Source organism: Moraxella sp. Pampa (genome assembly GCF_035181385.1).
Lineage (GTDB): Bacteria > Pseudomonadota > Gammaproteobacteria > Pseudomonadales > Moraxellaceae > Moraxella.
This window is the reverse complement of record NZ_JAXCJK010000001.1, coordinates 525,203-543,242: the sequence shown is the minus strand read 5'-3', so window position 1 is coordinate 543,242 and position 18,040 is coordinate 525,203. Positions and strand designations below refer to the sequence as shown.

General features: G+C 40.9%; 14 protein-coding genes and 2 riboswitches. Of the genes, 9 read left to right on the top strand and 5 right to left on the bottom strand.

The genetic code is table 11. The features are described 5' to 3' along the window. Positions 1–122: 122 nt before the first annotated feature. Together R0123_RS02630 and gcvT are read right to left on the bottom strand one after the other, a co-directional pair. Complete coding sequence (locus R0123_RS02630; RefSeq protein ID WP_323843009.1) at positions 123–272, bottom strand: hypothetical protein; 150 nt, start codon at positions 270–272, stop codon at positions 123–125. Between the two features lie 48 nt (positions 273–320). Then, a complete protein-coding gene (gene gcvT / locus R0123_RS02625; protein ID WP_323843008.1) occupies positions 321–1,421 on the bottom strand; it encodes a glycine cleavage system aminomethyltransferase GcvT in 1,101 nt (366 codons plus the stop codon). A gap of 45 nt (positions 1,422–1,466) precedes the next feature. Next, positions 1,467–1,581, bottom strand: a riboswitch (glycine riboswitch). A 66-nt stretch (positions 1,582–1,647) separates the two neighbouring features. Next, a riboswitch (glycine riboswitch) is annotated at positions 1,648–1,736 on the bottom strand. Positions 1,737–1,858: 122 nt separating this feature from the next. Between gcvT and R0123_RS02620 the strand changes: the two genes are divergently transcribed. From R0123_RS02620 to rplI, 5 genes are all read left to right on the top strand, one after another. Continuing rightward, positions 1,859–2,179, top strand: a complete 321-nt coding sequence (locus tag R0123_RS02620; RefSeq protein WP_323842177.1) for a YcgL domain-containing protein — start codon at positions 1,859–1,861, stop codon at positions 2,177–2,179. Positions 2,180–2,270: 91 nt separating this feature from the next. Continuing rightward, positions 2,271–2,762, top strand: coding sequence for a hypothetical protein (locus R0123_RS02615; RefSeq protein ID WP_323843007.1), 492 nt, complete (start codon positions 2,271–2,273; stop codon positions 2,760–2,762). 244 nt (positions 2,763–3,006) lie between these two features. Beyond that, positions 3,007–3,408, top strand: a complete 402-nt coding sequence (gene rpsF / locus R0123_RS02610; RefSeq protein WP_323842175.1) for a 30S ribosomal protein S6 — start codon at positions 3,007–3,009, stop codon at positions 3,406–3,408. A gap of 17 nt (positions 3,409–3,425) precedes the next feature. Continuing rightward, entirely contained in the window at positions 3,426–3,653 is a 228-nt protein-coding gene (gene rpsR, locus R0123_RS02605) for a 30S ribosomal protein S18 (protein WP_049235696.1), read from the top strand. A 16-nt stretch (positions 3,654–3,669) separates the two neighbouring features. Continuing rightward, on the top strand, positions 3,670–4,146 hold the full coding sequence (gene rplI, locus R0123_RS02600; protein WP_323842174.1) for a 50S ribosomal protein L9: 477 nt from the start codon (positions 3,670–3,672) through the stop codon (positions 4,144–4,146). Positions 4,147–4,330: 184 nt separating this feature from the next. Here the strand turns inward: rplI and R0123_RS02595 are convergent, their stop codons facing one another. Together R0123_RS02595 and R0123_RS02590 are read right to left on the bottom strand one after the other, a co-directional pair. Then, positions 4,331–5,206 carry a hypothetical protein gene (locus R0123_RS02595; RefSeq protein WP_323843006.1) on the bottom strand — a complete coding sequence of 292 codons (876 nt, stop codon included), beginning with the start codon at positions 5,204–5,206 and terminating at the stop codon, positions 4,331–4,333. A 137-nt stretch (positions 5,207–5,343) separates the two neighbouring features. Next, entirely contained in the window at positions 5,344–6,681 is a 1,338-nt protein-coding gene (locus tag R0123_RS02590; RefSeq protein WP_323843005.1) for an MFS transporter, read from the bottom strand. Positions 6,682–6,837: 156 nt separating this feature from the next. Here R0123_RS02590 and R0123_RS02585 point away from each other — a divergent pair, with 156 nt between their 5' ends. Both R0123_RS02585 and R0123_RS02580 read left to right on the top strand, forming a co-directional pair. Then, positions 6,838–9,627 carry an autotransporter assembly complex protein TamA gene (locus R0123_RS02585; protein ID WP_323843004.1) on the top strand — a complete coding sequence of 930 codons (2,790 nt, stop codon included), beginning with the start codon at positions 6,838–6,840 and terminating at the stop codon, positions 9,625–9,627. A 97-nt stretch (positions 9,628–9,724) separates the two neighbouring features. Then, positions 9,725–14,764, top strand: coding sequence for a translocation/assembly module TamB domain-containing protein (locus R0123_RS02580; protein ID WP_323843003.1), 5,040 nt, complete (start codon positions 9,725–9,727; stop codon positions 14,762–14,764). Between the two features lie 221 nt (positions 14,765–14,985). Here R0123_RS02580 and hemP read toward each other — a convergent pair whose 3' ends face one another. After that, entirely contained in the window at positions 14,986–15,153 is a 168-nt protein-coding gene (gene hemP, locus R0123_RS02575; protein ID WP_089540655.1) for a hemin uptake protein HemP, read from the bottom strand. A gap of 275 nt (positions 15,154–15,428) precedes the next feature. Here hemP and R0123_RS02570 point away from each other — a divergent pair, with 275 nt between their 5' ends. Further along, a complete protein-coding gene (locus R0123_RS02570) occupies positions 15,429–16,478 on the top strand; it encodes an NUDIX domain-containing protein (protein ID WP_323843002.1) in 1,050 nt (349 codons plus the stop codon). A 164-nt stretch (positions 16,479–16,642) separates the two neighbouring features. Continuing rightward, a complete protein-coding gene (locus tag R0123_RS02565) occupies positions 16,643–17,980 on the top strand; it encodes a glyceraldehyde-3-phosphate dehydrogenase (protein ID WP_416381681.1) in 1,338 nt (445 codons plus the stop codon). Positions 17,981–18,040: the final 60 nt, after the last annotated feature.

The following is an 18,040-nucleotide window of genomic DNA, read 5'->3' as shown; positions in this document are numbered from 1 at the left end:
CTTTTTGGGTTGGGGTTAAAAATTATTTGTTTTATTTACGGCTATTGATTGCATAAAATCAATAGCCGTAAATAAAAATAAATGTGTGTAAATATTTAAATGTGTAGACAAGTATTGGTGTTTTACTTTTCACATTCTTTGGTGGCTTCATTATACGAGCCACCATAATCTAAACAAGTGTCTTTGGCATCGCAGGCGGTCAAACCAAAGATAAACATTGCTAGCAAAGAGGAGCGAAACATATGATGCATATAAACTTCTTGAAAATTCATGGAACTGCGTACTTTGCATTTAAAGGCATTGTAAACATGTATCAATCATCAATCAAACTGCTTTTTACCATGTCGTACAAAAGGTAATTTCAATACTCGTACATCAACTTCTTTGCCACGCATGATGACCTTTGCTGTGTTGCCTGTAAAATCAGTAGGTACACGAGCAATGGCGATAGACTGATTGAGACTTGGAGAAAAAACACCGCTCGTGGTAATGCCGTTGCCTTTATCTGTAACTACTTCCATGCCTGCACGCATGACGCCTTTGGTTTCCAGCAATAGACCAACTTGTTTGTTTTTAACACCACTGTTTTTTAGATTAATGAGGGCGGTTTTTCCAACGAATTCACGATTCTCATCCTTTAAATCCACTGTCCAGCCCATGCCTGCTTCTAGTGGGCTGACATCATCGGTCATGTCATTGCCATAAAGATTCATGCCCGCTTCCATACGCAATGTGTCTCTTGCCCCAAGTCCGCAGGGTTTTATGCCAGCATCGACAAGCTTGTCAAAAAATTGATCGGCTTTATCTTTTGGTAGTATGACCTCTACACCGTCCTCGCCGGTATAGCCTGTGCGTGCGACAAACCAATCATTGCCTAAGTCCACACCAACAAAAGGTTTTAAGGCGGTAATTTTGTCTTTGTCGTCAGTTAAGATGGTGCAGAGTTTTTCTATGGCTTTTGGGCCTTGTACAGCAAGTATGGCAAATTCGTAGCGTGGGTTAATGCTTACACCAAATTCTACAGCAATTTTGTTAAATTGAGCAAGGTCTTTTTCACGAGTTGCACCATTTGAGACAATGCGATAAGCGGTCTCATGTTCATTCATGCGATAGACAATCAGGTCATCGATCACGCCACCGTTGTCGTTTAGCATACCAGAATACAATGCTTTACCGACAAAACCTAGTTTGGCAACATCGTTGGCGATGAGTTTTTGAAAAAAAGCTTTTGCGTTGTCGCCAGCCACATCAGTAACAAGCATATGCGACACATCAAATAAACCTGCGTCGTTACGAACAGCTTCGTGTTCGGCTATTTGTGAACCATAATTAACAGGTAATTCCCAACCGCCAAAATCAACGAGTTTGCCATTGTGGCGGACATGAGCATCAAATAAGGGGGTGCGTTGAAGGGTGGACATAAGATTTCCTTAGGCAAAAAAAGTTGTGACGGAAAAACCCATCATTTGCCCCTTTCTGTCCATTTACCTGAGATTTTCAGTGTTTGAGTAGGTTTACTAAAAACAAAAACACCTTTTTCCCTTCGGTGGGTAGAATGTACCGCTCTCCAGAATTGCCTTGTTTGTCATACTAATTACTCACTTACCTAAGTGTAGTTAAGTGTAGTATTGTAATATGTAATGTAAACTTGTTTTTTCAGTCCGTTTACCTGAGCGATTATAGGGTGTTTACGCCTTCGGTGGTGATTAAAAATCACGCTCTCCTAAAAAAATCAGGCAACTCTATTATGAAAAATATTTTGCAAATTTACAAGTAAAATTTTTATTTTTTTTAAAAATGCTTTAAAATGTTCTTAAAATAAAAAACCAATACAAAATCTGACAAAAAGAGCTTTACTATGCATTGTGATGTTTATAAATTTGCAAAAAACGATGGTTGGTATGTATATATTGCCCGCCCAAATTATCCTAATGACATTGATGAGCTACGTGATTGGCTTGGTATTTTACCATCTGAGATTCGCCAAAAACTAGGACTTGGGTCGTTTGTCATGCACTTAGATTTAAATGCTCGTGAGAAATTGGCCAGAGTGGATATTCATGAAGTTAAAGCCAAATTGGCGACACAGGGTTATTATGTACAAGCACCGCCTGCTGATATTTTGGCAGCACAGGCAATGGCAAAAGCCAAAGCATTGCAGGACAAAAAATACGATTGATGTTGCTGCCAATGGCTAATAAATTTTAATAATTTTAATAATATTGCCAATGTGTGCTAGAATATATTCATTTTGCTAAAACCGATACATTATGGAATGGATTAAAAACCTGCCTTTAGATGCCATCAGTGAAAATTTGGCAAGCTTGATTGTTTGGTGGTCAAAGCTTGTTTCTGGTGTGCCTGATGAGTACTTACCACTTGTGGTGTATGTGATTGCGTCTGTGCTTGTTTTGTTGTTATGGTTTTTGGTCATACGAATTTTACCGCGTTCAATCTGCGGTATCAGCTGGATATTTTTGGCGTCTTTATTATTTGCCCCAGCAAATACTTTTGATGATTCTGGCTCTATCGCACCTGCGATGATCAGTGTTTTTCATTCACTGTTGATGGGAAATTTTACGGATATGGCATTAAATGCTTTACCGATTTTGGCGACTTTTGTGGTGTTTTTGGTGATTGGTGCGATTTGGCAAATGCTTCAAAGTGTCATTGAAGGCACAACAGCCAAAACCGAAGAGATGCTCCATATTCAAGAGGAAAAACTCCGATTGGCAAAAGATCAAACCCAAGTGATGAGCTGATAAAATTAATTTTAAAATTACTTTTGACTTTCGGTTGGCTTATTTTGGTCTGATTGACCATGTGCTGGGCTTTGTGTTTTTTTGAGTTGTCATTTTATTTTAGTGATTCTGATTCTAGGCTTGATTTTTTTAAATTGATCCTGTATAATTTTCGCCTTGTAATTTTTAAAAATCTTAAAAATTACATCTCCTTGCTGTCATTAACATTACTGATGGCGGCTGTTTTAATCCGTAGGGAGTCCTTATGAGACATTATGAAGTGGTGCTACTGGTACATCCAGATCAAAGCAACCAAGTTGCCGACATGGTAACAAAATACCGTTCTATCGTTGAAGAGAACGGCGGTGCAAACCATCGTTTAGAAGATTGGGGTCGTCGTCAATTGGCGTATCCAATCAATAAAATCCACAAAGCACACTATGTACTTTTGAACATTGAATGTAATGAAACAACACTGGCTCAGCTAGAAGAGTTGTTTAAGTACAACGATGCCATCATTCGTAGCTTAGTTATCCGCCGTGAGAACGCCATCACAGAACAATCGCCACTGGCGAAAGAAGCTGAAGATAAGCGTGCTCGTAAAGCTAACCGTCGTAACGATGTTCGCACTGCTGACAGTGAGAATGTTGTTGCTGACAGCGAATAATTATAAGGAGAAGCTAAATGGCTCGTTTCTATCGTCGTCGTAAGTTCTGTCGTTTTACCGCTGAAGGCATCACACATATCGATTATAAAGATGTAGAATTGCTAAAACAATATATCAGTGAAAATGGCAAGATTGTTCCTAGCCGCATCACTGGTACTTCTAATAAATATCAGCGTCAATTGGCAGTTGCCATCAAACAAGCTCGTTATTTGGCACTATTGCCATATACCGACAACCACAAGTAATTAACGGAGATAAATCATGCAAGTTATTCTATTACAGCGTGTCGTTAATCTTGGTAAACTTGGTGAGACAGTTGATGTAAAGGCAGGTTATGGTCGTAACTACCTAATCCCACAAGGCAAAGCACTACCAGCAAATGAAGCGAATATTGCTAAGTTTGAAGCTCGTCGTGCTGAGCTAGAAGCTGTTGAAGCTCAAGAATTGGCAGAAGCTCAAAAGCGTGCCGATGCCTTGGCTGATGTCAATGTCATCATGCGTGCCAAATCTGGTGATGAAGGCAAGCTATTTGGTTCTATCGGTACTCGTGATATTGCTGATGCACTGACGAAGTCTGGCCTTGAAGTTGACCGTGTTGAAGTTAAATTACCAGATGGTCCTTTCCGTCAAGTAGGTGAGTACAAGGTTACCATTCAACTTCACCATGATATTTCAGCAGAAATTTTGGTAACCATTTTGTCAGAAGATGCACCAGTCGCTGATGAAGATGATGAATAATCTTAGACAAAGATAGTCAGTAAATAAGAAAAGCCCAATTTTAGGGCTTTTCTTATTTTTATGGGATAAAGATAAAGATTGGTTTAAAACTTTAATAACTTTAAAATAAAAATTAAGTTAAGTAAATCCGTCTTAGCCATGGTGTGCCAAGACGGATTTATTCATCAATATTGCCGATTTAATATCATGGATTGATTACTGGTTGTACAGGTTTGATGTTTAAGGGTTTGTTGTCGGTACGCCAGATGTAATAGCCACCTTCTTCAATAATGCGAATTTGTTCTGATATTTGGGCATTAGATGGATGTTGTGTTTGTAGTTTTTTTAGACGACTAAGAGCAAGACTTTTTTTGTCATTTAATAAGTCAGCCTGAGCAAGACTCTGCTCGGCCTCGGTATACCCTAAAGATGCTGCTTTTTCTAAGTATTTCTTGCCTTCAGCAAAACCGCCTGCCTCGCTTAGCATCATACCAAGCAAAAAATTAGCCTCATCGTGGCTTGGTTGTAAGCGTAGTGCTTTTTGCATGTGTTTAGAGGCACGCACGGAATAATCATTGCCAACATTCAGATTGCGGGCAATACCATTTAGCTTGGCAGCACGCAAGACAACTTCAAATGACGCATCGGTAGCATTGGCATATGGCTCAATCCAATCTGATAGATGTTTGATGTTTTGTTTGGCCAGATATTCAGCGGTGGCATTTGGGAAACTTGGTGGATAATGGCGTGCATTTGGCGATACCATGGTAATGAACTCATCCATAAGTGTCGTGTCAAGCACAAGGCTGCCTGACTTGTTGGCTAAAGTTAGAACCGTTGGGACTTGCTTGATGCTATTAACCTGTGTTTTTGGCGTTGGTAGGCCTTTGATGGGTGTGCTAAGCAAGTCGGCAGCACCCTCATTGACAATGGCGGTGGTAATTTCGCCACGCATGATTGGGCTGGGTGCTTGAGATTTGCCCAATACAGCGGTGGTGCCAGTGTTGGCTTTGGAGGTGGCGTGTGCAATGCCAACATTTAAAAGGGTTAGGCTTAAAGCTAAGGCGGTAAGCTTGTTCATGAATTTTTCCTCATAAGTTTTAATGATAAAGTTGGACAAAATTTTTCCAATGATAACAGATTTACTTTAATAGGTTGATAAATTTTACAAGAGTTTGGTCGCTAAATATTACCTAACTGTAACTTAGCTTACTTGACTTACTTGGTATAGGCAGATGAGGCGTTGTCATCACTTGGCATCATGCTGTCTTTGTGGTGCTTAAGTTTTTGATATAAAAAAATCCCAAACAGTGCATTCATCACACCACAAATCAAAAATAGCATAGGCAGGCCAAGATTTAACACGCTTAAAACAATAATAGAAAAAATCGCTGACCCAACCATAAAAATTGCATTAAAAATATTGTTCGCACCAATAATGCGTGAGCGGTGGCTCGTGGGTGCATAAGATTGTACAAAGGCATACATTGGTACGATATATACGCCACCAAATACACCAAGTAAAAATAAATCAGCAAATATACGCCAAGTGCCAGAAACTGTTAAAAGCTCGTTAATACCGTAGATGGTATTAGTGGGAATGTTAGAGATATCTGATAACGAAAAATACAAATCAATAGCAAAAACACTCAATCCAATGATGCCAATTGGCAATAAGCGTAGACCGACTTGATTTTTGGTCAAGGTTTTACAAACCAGCGAGCCTAATGCCGTGCCAACAGAAAAAAGTGTGAGTAATAAAATTACCACCGATTCGTTGCCGTGCAATATGACTTTGCTAAATTCTGGCGTTTGGGTGAGAAAAGTTGCACCGTAAAACCAAAACCAACTGCTACCGATGATGACAAAAAACAATAAGGGTAAGCTGTATAAATATTTGATGATGTCAATGCTACTGCTGACAATATTATAGTTTATCGTCAGGTTCTTGGTGGTTGTTGGTGTTTTTGGCATGAATTTTGATGCAATATAGCCTGCAATTGCCATCAACAAAGTCGTCATGATAAGCCAAAGCGTGGAATCATTGAGCTGGGTTAGTATGCCTGCTGTTATCATGCCTGTTAATATGGCAAGACTTGTGCCTGTTTGGAACAGTCCGTTTGCACCAACCAGCTCATCTTTTTGTAGCATTGCTGGCAAATACGCATATTTAATCGGTCCAAAAAAAGCAGACTGCGCCCCCATTAAAAACAAAGAAACGAATAACAACCAATAAATTTCAAACCAAAATCCCACACCAGCAAGCAACATAATCATGACTTCTAAGAGCTTGACACTCTGAGTAAGGGCAGTCTTTTCATATTTATCAGCGATTTGTCCTGCCAATGCTGAAAATAAAAAATATGGTAATATGAATAATAATGCTGCTAGATTGTTCAGCAGGCTGACTTTCATACCCATCTTGCTGGCGGCAACATAAGTTAAAATGAGAATGAGTGCTTGCTTGAACACATTATCATTAAAAGCACCAAAAAACTGTGTAAAAAACATGGCGTTAAAGCGGCGATGTTTGAATAAGGAAAATTGTGATGCCATGGCTAAAATCAATAATAAGTGATTGTTAATCCTAATTGATTTGTTATAATAGCAGGTATTTTTAATTTGTGTTTATTTTTTAAGTTCTTTTAAAAAATATTTTGTTGTTTTATTATTTTTTTAATCTTTTAAAGGTTTGTTAAAATGGCGGTGGGTGTGGCGAAAACAAACAAGAGCAAATGTGGACAAGGGCAAAAAAAATCCTTTTTGTACACGGCATTATCAACGGCAATCATTTGCTCGGCTCAGCAAGCATGGGCAAATACAGCTGATGATCACCAAGCCAAACTCATCGGTAAGCCAAAAGCTTTATTGGATGAGGAAACTGCCCAATCAGCACAAGTGATTGCTGATGTCTTACTTTATACACCAGCACAAATTGAAGCACGCCTACACAATGCTACTCAAGAAAACCCACTCATCTTAGACTCCGCTGATGCGTCTTTAGTGTCTCGCCTTGATGATAAACGGCCACCTGTGGGGCTGGACATTGATGCTGTTGCACAATTACCAACGCCAGATGATATTCAAGGAAAGAATATCACCAAAAATGCCCAAGAAAGTTCTGACCTGACCAATCGTATTCCAAAATACAAAAAATCATCGCATCGTGATTTGATAGAGCCTGTCATTCAAGAAGAGCAAATCAAAAAACCAAATGCCATTAAACGCCTATACAACAAGCTATTTAATGATGGTGTGGATGCGGTGGTGCGTTTAGAGACCGAATTTTATCATGCTGATGGTGCGACGCCAATCAGTAAAAGCCAAGGTATAGATTTGGATATCGAAGCTGATGGAAAAATTGTCAAGATGAGCCGTAGCGAACTCACAAAAGAACCCATCGCTAATATCAAAGCCATGCTTGAAGATATGGCTGCTGAGAGCGTGTCGGATTTTAATAGTGCTTTGCCACGCTTACGCCAAGCGGTTGATACAGCGGCACGAGCGGTTGGTTATTATGAAGTGGATTTTCAGATTGTCAAAGTAGATGCTGGCAAAGTTGGTATTATTATTAACGACATTGGCGAGCCTGTGCGTATCTCAAATCAGGCTTTGGAAGTGCGTGGCGATGGAAAACATAATACGGCCTATCAAAAGGCGGTTAAAGAAGCAAAACTCACCCAAGATGATGTTTTTCATCATGGTAATTATGAAGCTGTCAAGTCTGCTATTGTTGACGCAAGTGCTGAGCAAGGATACTTTGATGGCAGATGGCTGAATAATTCGGCGGATGTCATTTTGCCCGATAATGTGGCTGATGTCAGTTTGGTCTATGATAGTGGTGAACAGTATTCCTTTGATGATGTGGTGTTTTTTACTGTTGATGAAAAAACAGGTCAGCTAACCACTGATCCTAATAAACTTCCTGTCAAATCCGAATTGCTTAAAAAACTGGTTACTTTTGAGATGGGTGATGCTTATAATCGTGTTGCGGTGCGTGATTTGAGCAGTAATTTATTGGCCACAGGTTATTTTAATGCTGTCAATACCGAGACTGTTTTGCCAGATAATAAAGCGGGCACTCAGGATATTGCTTTTGAAAATGATGATGGTATGGCTGATGATACCAAACAGGTGGTGGATTTGGGTGATGGGGTGGTTGCTGAGGTTGCACCGATTGAGTTTAGTGCATCACAAGTCATACAAGATAAATTGGCACTTGTTACCCAAAAGGCCGAGCGACTTTATAACATGCCAGAAGACCGCCTACTCATCACTGACAGTCGTAAAAAATCACGAAGCGTGTTGGGGCGTATCTCAGATGCGGTGAGTAGCGTAGCGAAGATGATTTTGCCTGATGAATCAAAAGATGAATTTGATGCAGCCAAAGACATACAAATACCGACTTTGGTAGGGCGTAAAACCCCACAGGAGGTATATGCTGATAAAAAAGTACCGCTGTATGTTTTTGTCATGACTGATAAACCAAGAGATGCACAAATTGGTCTGGGCTGGGGTTCGGACAGTGGCGCACGCTTGATTACCAAGTTTGAGCATCACCTGATTAATAAAAGTGGCTATCAGGCAAATGCCGACATTCGCCTATCTAAAGATAAAAAAGGGGTTGGGCTGTCAATCACCAAACCTATGAGCCACCCTATCAATGATAAACTGCGTGCATCTTTAAGCTATGATGATGAGGTGATTGGCGGTGCAAAGGGTACATTTAACCTGAGCAGTCGCACGCTACAACAGAGCCTAAGTCGCAATATCATTAATCAGTCTGGTTGGAATAAAAGTTTTTCTTTGCGTTATCGTTTAGATAGACTAAAAACAGGCGAACCTACAAAATCATGGAAAGATTTACCAGTGCATTTTCTTGATGGTAAACCAATCCAAAAGGCATTGTTGGCAGGTTTTGCCATCAGTAAGACCATTACCGATAATCCTGTCAATCCTATGCGTGGTTATCGCCAAAGTTATTCATTAGAAGCAGGTGCAAAAAGTTTGCTTACAGACACCAACATGGCGATTGCTCGTATGGGTTTGGGTGGTGTGTACAGTTTTGGTGATAATGCCTATGGCAAAAATCGTGCACATCAGGTCATCGGCAGTCTGAATCTGGGTTATTTGTGGGCGGATAATTTTAATGCTGTGCCTTATAAATTGCGGTTTTTTGCAGGTGGCGACCAAAGCATTCGTGGTTATAATTATGAAACTCTTTCGCCCATTTCTAATAAAGGCTATTTGACAGGTGGTCAAGCACTTGCGGTAGTCAGTGGTGAGTACAACTATGAGGTGATGAATGGTTTGCGTGTGGCTGCATTTGCTGATGTGGGTAATGCCTACAACAAGGATTTTAGCAATGAAACCAAGATTGGGGCAGGGCTTGGTATTCGTTATGCGTCGCCCGTTGGTCAAGTCCGAGTTGATGTGGCTACAGGTGTGAAAGAAGATAAGCACTCTGTCAAGCTACACTTTTTTATTGGTACGCCATTTTAATGTTTGATGTATTAATGACGCTACCTATTCTTTGTTGCTCAACTTTGTTACCCAACTTTTGGTTCTTTTTAACCTTTAATAAATAATAAATTTTATCATGACTGACCAATACTCCAATCAATCCGATGATTTAGGCTCCCCACAGGAAGTGGGTAATGCCAATTTTTCTCAAGACTCTTTTGATGTCAAATCACCTAACAATAACAAGCCATCTAATAATAAGTCACAATCTAAATGGCTGATATACCTCATTCGTATGGTGCTGTCATTGCTTGTGGCGATTATTTTGATCTTAGTGTTGCTTTTTTATGCAATGGGAACGCAAAGTGGCACAAAGTTTTTGGTTGAAAAAATCGCCTTAGAAACTGGTACAAATTTAAAGTATACCGAAGGTAATCTGCGAGATGGCGTATGGGTGTCTGATGTGAAAGTTACCCAAGGTGAAGATGTTGAGCTTTATATTAATAAAGCTTATGTCCAGTTTGGATTTCGAGCGATTTTGTCTCGTCAGTTGCATTTGGTTGATACTCACATTGAGACGGTTGAGGTTGTTAACAAAAAACCACCGACAGATGAACCGTTTGATTATGCAACCATCAATTTACCTATCACGATTAAACTTGAAAATACAAGTGCCAATCAGGTTATTTATCGTCAAGCCAGCAAAGAACCGATTTATCTGTACGACATTGATATTAAAGATGGGTTGTGGTCAGGCACAAAGGTTAGCTTAAATGATGCAAGCATTCGCTATGATGATGCGGTAGCGGTGAATCATATTGATGGCAAGATTGACTTGACGGGCGACTACCCACTTGATGTGCGTGCCGATGTGGAAGTTTCTGCCATCAAAAAGGCTCATGTTGGCACATTGCATATACAGGCCGCAGGCACATTAAAACGCACCACAGGCACATTGACCTCCAAATACAATGGGTATGACATTAAAGGAGAGTTTATCGCACAGGGGGTAGATGATAATTCGCCTTTTAGTGCTAAATTGACTTTTGATAAAGTGGTTCTGCCTTATGCTACCGAACAAAACATCACGCTAAGCGATGGCATGATTACCGCTGATGGCGTGGTGAGTGATATTGAGCTACGCATTAACAGCACATTGACCGCTAAGGACATACCGTCTGGTCGGTATCTTGGTCGTGGGGTTGTGCGTGATGGTGGTATGGACATTCCTTTTTTGCAGGCGGATACAGCAAATGGCATCTTGACCGCTACGGGACATATGCAATGGTCAGATGAGTTTGAGTTGCACGCCACCTTGCGGGGTGATGGGTATGAAATACGAGAAGCCTTGCCGATAGAATATCGTGATTACAAGGCTTATTTGCCCAAAACGCTGACGGGTGATTTGAGTGTGGATTATTTTGATTTGGACGAAAATAATGATACACGCCTAGCATTCAATCTGAATCAAAAAGATGGTGAAAAGGTTCATGCCACACTGACGCAATCACAAAACAATCCAAATGCACCATGGCACATTCATGCCGATTGGCGTAATCTGATTCGTACCAATGTACCAAATTTGGACGGTATTAATTCTACATACGGTAGGGCAAGCATACGCCTAGAAGAAGGATACACCCATATTGATGCAAGTGGATATATCAAAAAGCTCTCCACTGCACCTGAGGGTAACTATGTGATTAAAGCAAATATTGAAAAGGGTGAACGCATTCACCTAACCGATTTTAATTATGCTGGCGTGATGGGTGATTTGGCAGGTGTGGGGCGTATTGATTTGGCGACAGCACAAAAGCCCTTATCATGGGAATTTGATTTGACCACCAAAAAACTCATGCCAAATGCCTATTTTAATAAACCCAATAAGACGCCACTTCAAGCCGTCTCTGGGCGTATTTTGGCGACAGGCAGAATGCGTAGTGATGCGCGCAACAAAGCTGATTTGCACGAGATTGTGATCAAAGATACCGATTTGACAGCCATTTTGATGGATAAAAATACCATCGCCATCAAAGGTGCTGGTAAGGCCAATGTGCGTCTAAATGGCGGTGATGTACAGTATTTTGATGCCAAATTTGATGGTGATTTACGCCAATCTGTCATGCCACAAATTGCAAAGGCGACTGTTAGGCTTGATGCATCGGGTAATTTAAGTGCCATTAATATTTCACAGCTGAATCTTGACACCGATTCTGGCAAAGTGGCAGCGACAGGCATACTGACTTTGGCAGATGGCATTGGTTGGGATATTAAAGCAAGGCTTGATGATGTTGATACCAAAAAATTTGCTGGTGATAATGCCAATTTGGTTGCTGTTGTTACGGGTGATTTGCAGACAAGTGGGAACTATCGCAATGAGACGCTCACGGATGTCAAGGCGGTGTTTGATGGTGAGGTTGGTCATGACAAGTTGCCAGAGGGTCAATTAAGTTTTGATGTTGAAGGTCGGGACAAAAAATATCACATCAATCATCTAAATTATCACGGTGCAGCAGGACAATTGCGTACACAGGGATTTTTGGATATTTCTAGTGGCTATGTATGGGAAATGACAGCTGACATGAATCGCTTTAACATTGGTGCATTTATCGACGATGTGCCTAGCGATTTAACAGGAAATTTTAATATCAATGGCTACTGGCAAAAAAATGAGCAATTGGTGAGGATTGACCGTCTAAACCTACACGGTATGCTACGCAATCAACCGTTTAATGCGTCAGGGTTGCTGATGGTTAATTTGGCACTGCCTGATGATTTGACGGCATATTTTGATCAGCTTAAAACTCATGCACCAAAAAATGTTGATGAGTTACTTGCCTTGCGTACCCAAATTGATGAACGAGCCAGACGCACCCAAAGCATCATCAAGCAGATCAGTGCGGATAATTTGACTGTGCAATTGGGGGATAATCATGTTCGCTTAGATGGTGATAAATCAGCATTGACCAGCAGTGTTTCAATCACAGATTTGGGTCAGATTTTACCAAATGCAGCAGGTGCAATAAAAGGTGGCGTGATTTTAATAGATGATGGCAATTCATTACCGACCTTATATATTGATATGGTAGCAGGTGGTGTGCGTACGGCCAATGTGGTGGTGCAAGAGGCTCGTGTTTTAGGTAGGATTATCAATCTGGGCAACTCTGAGAGTCAAATACTCATTGATATTAAAGACATCATTGCCATGGGGCGGGTGATTAAGTCGGCACGCCTTGATTTTCAGGGTACAGAGCAAAGACACACACTGGCACTAAATACCAAATCTACCGAGAATCAAATCATCGCCAAGATTGAGGGTAGTCTAGATAGAGTGGCTGGTCGTTACCGTGGTGTGTTCAGTGATGGTGCGTTGCATTCACGGTTTGGACTATTAACCCAAAGTCAGCCAGCTGAGTTTAGTTATGGCTTAGATGGTGGTGATGTTGCCCTTGCAGCACATTGCTGGCAAAGTGTGAGTAATGAACAGGCCAAATCTGGCTCAATTTGCCTGCAAGATACACTGCATTATGCCAAGACGGCAGGTGATGTCAATCTTGTGGTGCAAGACCTAGATACAGCAGTGTTTTTGGCAGTTTTACCAAAAGACATTCATTGGCAATCCACTCTCAATGGTAAAGTACAAGCATCTTGGCAACAAAACAAAAACCCAACCATCAGTGCAGTTTTGTATTCAGACGATGGTCGGATTGGCCTTGAACAAGATGGGGCGTATGTTGAAATGCCTTATGAACGAGTCTCTGTCATTGCACAAAGTGCCATCAATGGGCTCAAACTGCGTGCTGATGTCGCAGGTTCGGTGGCTCATGGTTATGCTGATGTACTGCTTAATCCTTATGCTGAAAATAAGCCGATTGCTGGTGAATTGCAGATTGATGACATCAACCTTGCTGTATTGCGTCCGTTTTTATCTAATTTCCAAACATTGGCAGGCAGTGCAAATGTCTCAGGCACAATTGGCGGTACTTTAAAAAATCCATTGTTTTATGGTAATGCCAATTTAATGGATGGTGCGGTAGCCTTGATTGGAGTGCCATTGAACTTAAATGGCATTAATGCCACTGTTAAGGTTGATGGCACCAATGCCGATCTAAACGGTGATTTTATGGCAGGAGCTGGTGCTGGAAAGTTGGTGGGCGAGCTTGATTGGTCTCAGTCACTTTGGGCAAAATTGCGAATCATGGGCGAGGATTTGGACGTCAATCACCCGCCGATGCTAACAGCAAAGATGACGCCTGATATTGAAGTTTTGGTCAAGCCATTTGAGCAATATGTGGACATTCAGGGTGTGATTTCTGTGCCAAGTGCGATCATTCGCCCACCAGAATCAACCGCTGATATTGTTACAGAGTCTGCCGATGTGACGGTGCTTGATCGTCGTGCTACTGGAAATATTGACCAAGTGCTTGCGGTGGCAGCACCTTGGAGCATTAATGCCAATATTGGCCTTGATTTGGGCGATGATGTCATATTTCGTGGATTGGGTGCAAGATTGCCCCTAGCAGGTGCGCTTCATCTTACTCAGCAAGGTCAGGGCGTGATGCAAGCAAGAGGTGTGGTTCAGGTTTCTGAGCGTACTAAGGTTGATGGCATTGGGCGAAATCTTGAGCTGAACTACGCCCAAATTCGGTTTGATGGTGATTTATTAAACCCACGCTTATCTATTGAAGGTGAAAAACAAATTGAAGGTCGTACGGTTGGTGTGCGTGTCAAAGGTACGGTAAGCAGTCCGAGCATTACAGTATTTAACGATGCAGGTCTGACTGAGCAACAAGCAATGAATGCACTTGTTACTGGACGCATTAGCGAGGCTGCTGATGGGCAGATTTCAGAGCAAGGTTTTCGTTCACGAGTTACCAACAATCTTGCAGCGGCAGGTTTAAATCTTGGTTTTGCAGGCACACGCAATCTCACCAATCAAATCGGGCAGGCTTTTGGTCTTGAAAGCTTAACCATTGATGCGACAGGCAGTTCAGATGATACAAATGTGAGTGTAACAGGCTATATCAGTCCAGACTTATACATTCGCTATGGTGTGGGCTTGTTTAATGCTGAATCAACGCTCTCAATGCGTTATCAGCTGACCCGTCGTATTTATATTGAGGCGGCAAAGGCAACCGAAAATACGGTAGATATGATTTATCGTTGGAAGTTTTAGCTTTAACCATTAAAGAAGCGTTAAATCTGGTTTATTTAAGTATTAAAATTTTTTTATTCTTAATTAAAAAACCAAGAATGCCACAATACGATGTGGTATTCTTGGCTTGGAGAAATGAACAGTTGATTGCTTGACCATTTGTGGGTGGTATGTGTCTGTATGGTCTGATTGTGCCACCTAATGAATGAATTCAAACCAATCAAATAGTGCCAATGTTGAAATTATTTCGTTAAAATCAAGCGATTATTACGAGTTAGACGCAGGCGATATTCCTCGCCTTGATGTTCGATGCGTACTTCCTTGGTCAATGCGAACAGGTTTTGTGAATGTAGGGTTGGAAGGCGAGTGGCCTCACGGTTGCTAAAATAGCGAGCGATTGTCATAGTCATGGCGATTTTCCTTTTATTGGTGGGTTGCGGGTGTTTTCCCGAGCCACTTTTGGCTTAACTTTGAACATAAAACGCTGATTGACACCATGTCAATTTTTTTAAGCGTTAATAAAATGATAACTTATCTAAATTGTTTTAGATTTTCAGGTGTTACTTATTATTAAATAACAATAATTATCATTTGATGTTATGATAGCAAAAATTTCCAAGATTGCAAATACTAATTGTAAAATTTAAGAATTTTTATCAATTTTCTGACAAACGGTATAAAAATCATGATAAATGGTAGTTTGGCACACAAGAAAGCCATTCAGGTGGCGGTGGCGGTATTAAAATATACCAAGAATGAACAAGAAAAATTCCTTCTTGCAGTGCGTCAGGCATGGCAACATCAGGGCGGAAAAATAGAATTTGTTGGTGGTAAGATTGAGTTGGACGAAACACCGCAATCTGCTTTGATTCGAGAGGTGAATGAAGAATTAGGTCTGGATATTAGTCGTAATAACATCACTAAAATGGGTCGTATCCACCATGATTATGGCGATAAATCGGTCTGCTTGCATGTGTATCAAGTGCTATTAGACGATAGTCAATATTTAAATTTTAAAGATAAAAAATTTGGTCTTGATGGACAGATGATCGGTTTTTTTGATAAAGAATATGTATCATCGCAAAAAAGCAGTTTTCCTGTGGCGAATGTACCGATTTTTAGTTGGCTGGGTTTGCCAGATATGCTTTTTGTCAGCCATCGGTTAGATTTTTTTAATAATAAAACCGACTGGTTGGATTTTTATGAAAATTTACCAAAAAACTGTACTCTGCTCATGCGTACGCACGCCGATGATGCTAATATTGAACTGATGAGCAAGCTTGCCATGCGAAGAGATGATTTGCGGTTTATTGTGTCGCTAAAAGATTTAACTCATGGCATGATCAATGATTTAAACGGCATGATGAAAAAAGTAATGGCGGTGCGATTGACCCAAAATGAGCTGATGGCACTTGATTTGACGCAATTTTTGGGGAAAATGCACTCGATGAGCTTGTCCAATTTACCCATCATTGCCAGCTGTCATGATGAATTAAGTATCAAAAAGGCGAATGATTTGGCAAGCATTCATACCGTGATGGCAATTTTGCTTTCTCCTGTTTTGCCAACGCAAACTCACTTGCAAGCACCTGTTTTAGGCTGGAATGGGTTTTGTGAATTGTCAAACTTGGCAAATATGCCAGTCGTTGCACTTGGTGGGCTAACACCAAATGACTTAAATGTTGCTCAAAGGCATGGTGGGCTAGCGGTGGCGGGCATTCGTGGTTTTGTATAAATAGATTGTACAAGTGTGAATAAGCAAAATAAAAATCAAAAGTATGTATTGTAAAAAATACCACCATTTTGGTTGTGAATAGTCCTAGACAAGACAGTTATTTTATTTTACAATTTAGGCATTTTTAGGGTTTATTTTATTTGTTTTATTATTAGGAAATTATCATGAGTATTTATCAAGACCATTTAGTGAAGCGTCAAGCTGATGAACGCCAAGCGGTTGAATTGTTGGCAGTATTGGCAAATTTGGGTGTGCAAAATGTAAATGTACTGTTTTTTGGTGAGCGTGTGTCATTGTCTGTTTCAGATATTTTGGCAAAGCACGCCGCATCAGGCATCAGCGTGGCAGATACACTGGCCTTTGTTAAAGGACTGGATATTGCCAATACCGCCATTGATGTTGGTCAGGCGGTAAAAAGTGGTAAAAAAGCAAGTGATTTTATGGGTGGTACACCAATCCCTGCGACTGATGTGGTGCTTTATGGTTTTGGCCGTATTGGTCGTATTTTGGCTCGTTTATTGATGAGTTGTCCTGCATCTGATAAGGGTTTGCAGCTCAAGGCTATTGTTGTGCGTCCAGCTGGTGAAGGTGATCTTGCCAAGCGTGGTAGTCTTTTGGAGCGTGATAGTGTGCATGGTTGGTTTGACGGTGCAGTGCAAATCAGCGAAGAAAACAGCGGTATCATCGTTAATGGCCGATTTATCAAATTCATCTATGCATCGGATCCATCTGAGGTGGATTATACTGCATATGGCATTAAAGATGCGATTGTGATTGACAATACGGGCAAATGGAAAGATGAGGCGGGTCTTGGTAAGCATTTGCAATCAAAAGGCGTAAAAAAAGTACTATTGACTGCCCCTGCCAAAGGTGAGGTAAAAAATATCGTCTATGGTGTTAATCACGACACTATTGGTGGTGATGCTATTGTATCAGCAGCAAGCTGTACCACCAACGCCATCACACCAACTTTAAAGGTGTTGCATGATGAATATGGCATCATCAATGGGCACATGGAAACCGTACACGCCTTTACCAATGACCAAAATCTGGTTGATAATCACCATAAAGCTGATCGTCGTGGCCGTGCTGCACCGCTAAATATGGTGATGACTTCAACAGGAGCGGCGTCTGCGGTTGCCAAAGCAATACCTGAATTAAAGGGTAAATTGTCTGGTAATGCAATTCGTGTACCAACGCCAAATGTTTCTTTAGCAATACTAAATTTAAATTTTGAAAAGGCGGTGGGTACAGCTGATGAGCTAAATGCCTTTATCAAAACAAAATCTCAAAGTATTCAATGGCAAGAGCAAATTGACTATTCAGACAGCCCAGAGGCGGTATCAACCGACTTTGTGGGTTCTGAAAAAGTGGCCATCTTTGATGCCAAAGCCACCATCGCCAGCGACAACCGTGCTACTTTATATGTATGGTACGATAATGAAATGGGCTATAGCACCCAAGTCATTCGTGTCGCTGAAGAAATGGCGGTCAATGGTTGATTTTGCTCATTTTATAAAAAAACACGCTCCTGATGAGCGTGTTTTTTTGTTAGTGGGTAA

What these genes read in the sequence shown, in the direction of transcription:
- R0123_RS02630 (WP_323843009.1), bottom strand. Translation starts at nt 272, where the DNA reads ATGAATTTTCAAGAAGTTTATATGCATCATATGTTTCGCTCCTCTTTG.
- gcvT (WP_323843008.1), bottom strand. Translation starts at nt 1,421, where the DNA reads ATGTCCACCCTTCAACGCACCCCCTTATTTGATGCTCATGTCCGCCAC.
- R0123_RS02620 (WP_323842177.1), top strand. Translation starts at nt 1,859, where the DNA reads ATGCATTGTGATGTTTATAAATTTGCAAAAAACGATGGTTGGTATGTA.
- R0123_RS02615 (WP_323843007.1), top strand. Translation starts at nt 2,271, where the DNA reads ATGGAATGGATTAAAAACCTGCCTTTAGATGCCATCAGTGAAAATTTG.
- rpsF (WP_323842175.1), top strand. Translation starts at nt 3,007, where the DNA reads ATGAGACATTATGAAGTGGTGCTACTGGTACATCCAGATCAAAGCAAC.
- rpsR (WP_049235696.1), top strand. Translation starts at nt 3,426, where the DNA reads ATGGCTCGTTTCTATCGTCGTCGTAAGTTCTGTCGTTTTACCGCTGAA.
- rplI (WP_323842174.1), top strand. Translation starts at nt 3,670, where the DNA reads ATGCAAGTTATTCTATTACAGCGTGTCGTTAATCTTGGTAAACTTGGT.
- R0123_RS02595 (WP_323843006.1), bottom strand. Translation starts at nt 5,206, where the DNA reads ATGAACAAGCTTACCGCCTTAGCTTTAAGCCTAACCCTTTTAAATGTT.
- R0123_RS02590 (WP_323843005.1), bottom strand. Translation starts at nt 6,681, where the DNA reads ATGGCATCACAATTTTCCTTATTCAAACATCGCCGCTTTAACGCCATG.
- R0123_RS02580 (WP_323843003.1), top strand. Translation starts at nt 9,725, where the DNA reads ATGACTGACCAATACTCCAATCAATCCGATGATTTAGGCTCCCCACAG.
- hemP (WP_089540655.1), bottom strand. Translation starts at nt 15,153, where the DNA reads ATGACTATGACAATCGCTCGCTATTTTAGCAACCGTGAGGCCACTCGC.
- R0123_RS02570 (WP_323843002.1), top strand. Translation starts at nt 15,429, where the DNA reads ATGATAAATGGTAGTTTGGCACACAAGAAAGCCATTCAGGTGGCGGTG.
- R0123_RS02565 (WP_416381681.1), top strand. Translation starts at nt 16,643, where the DNA reads ATGAGTATTTATCAAGACCATTTAGTGAAGCGTCAAGCTGATGAACGC.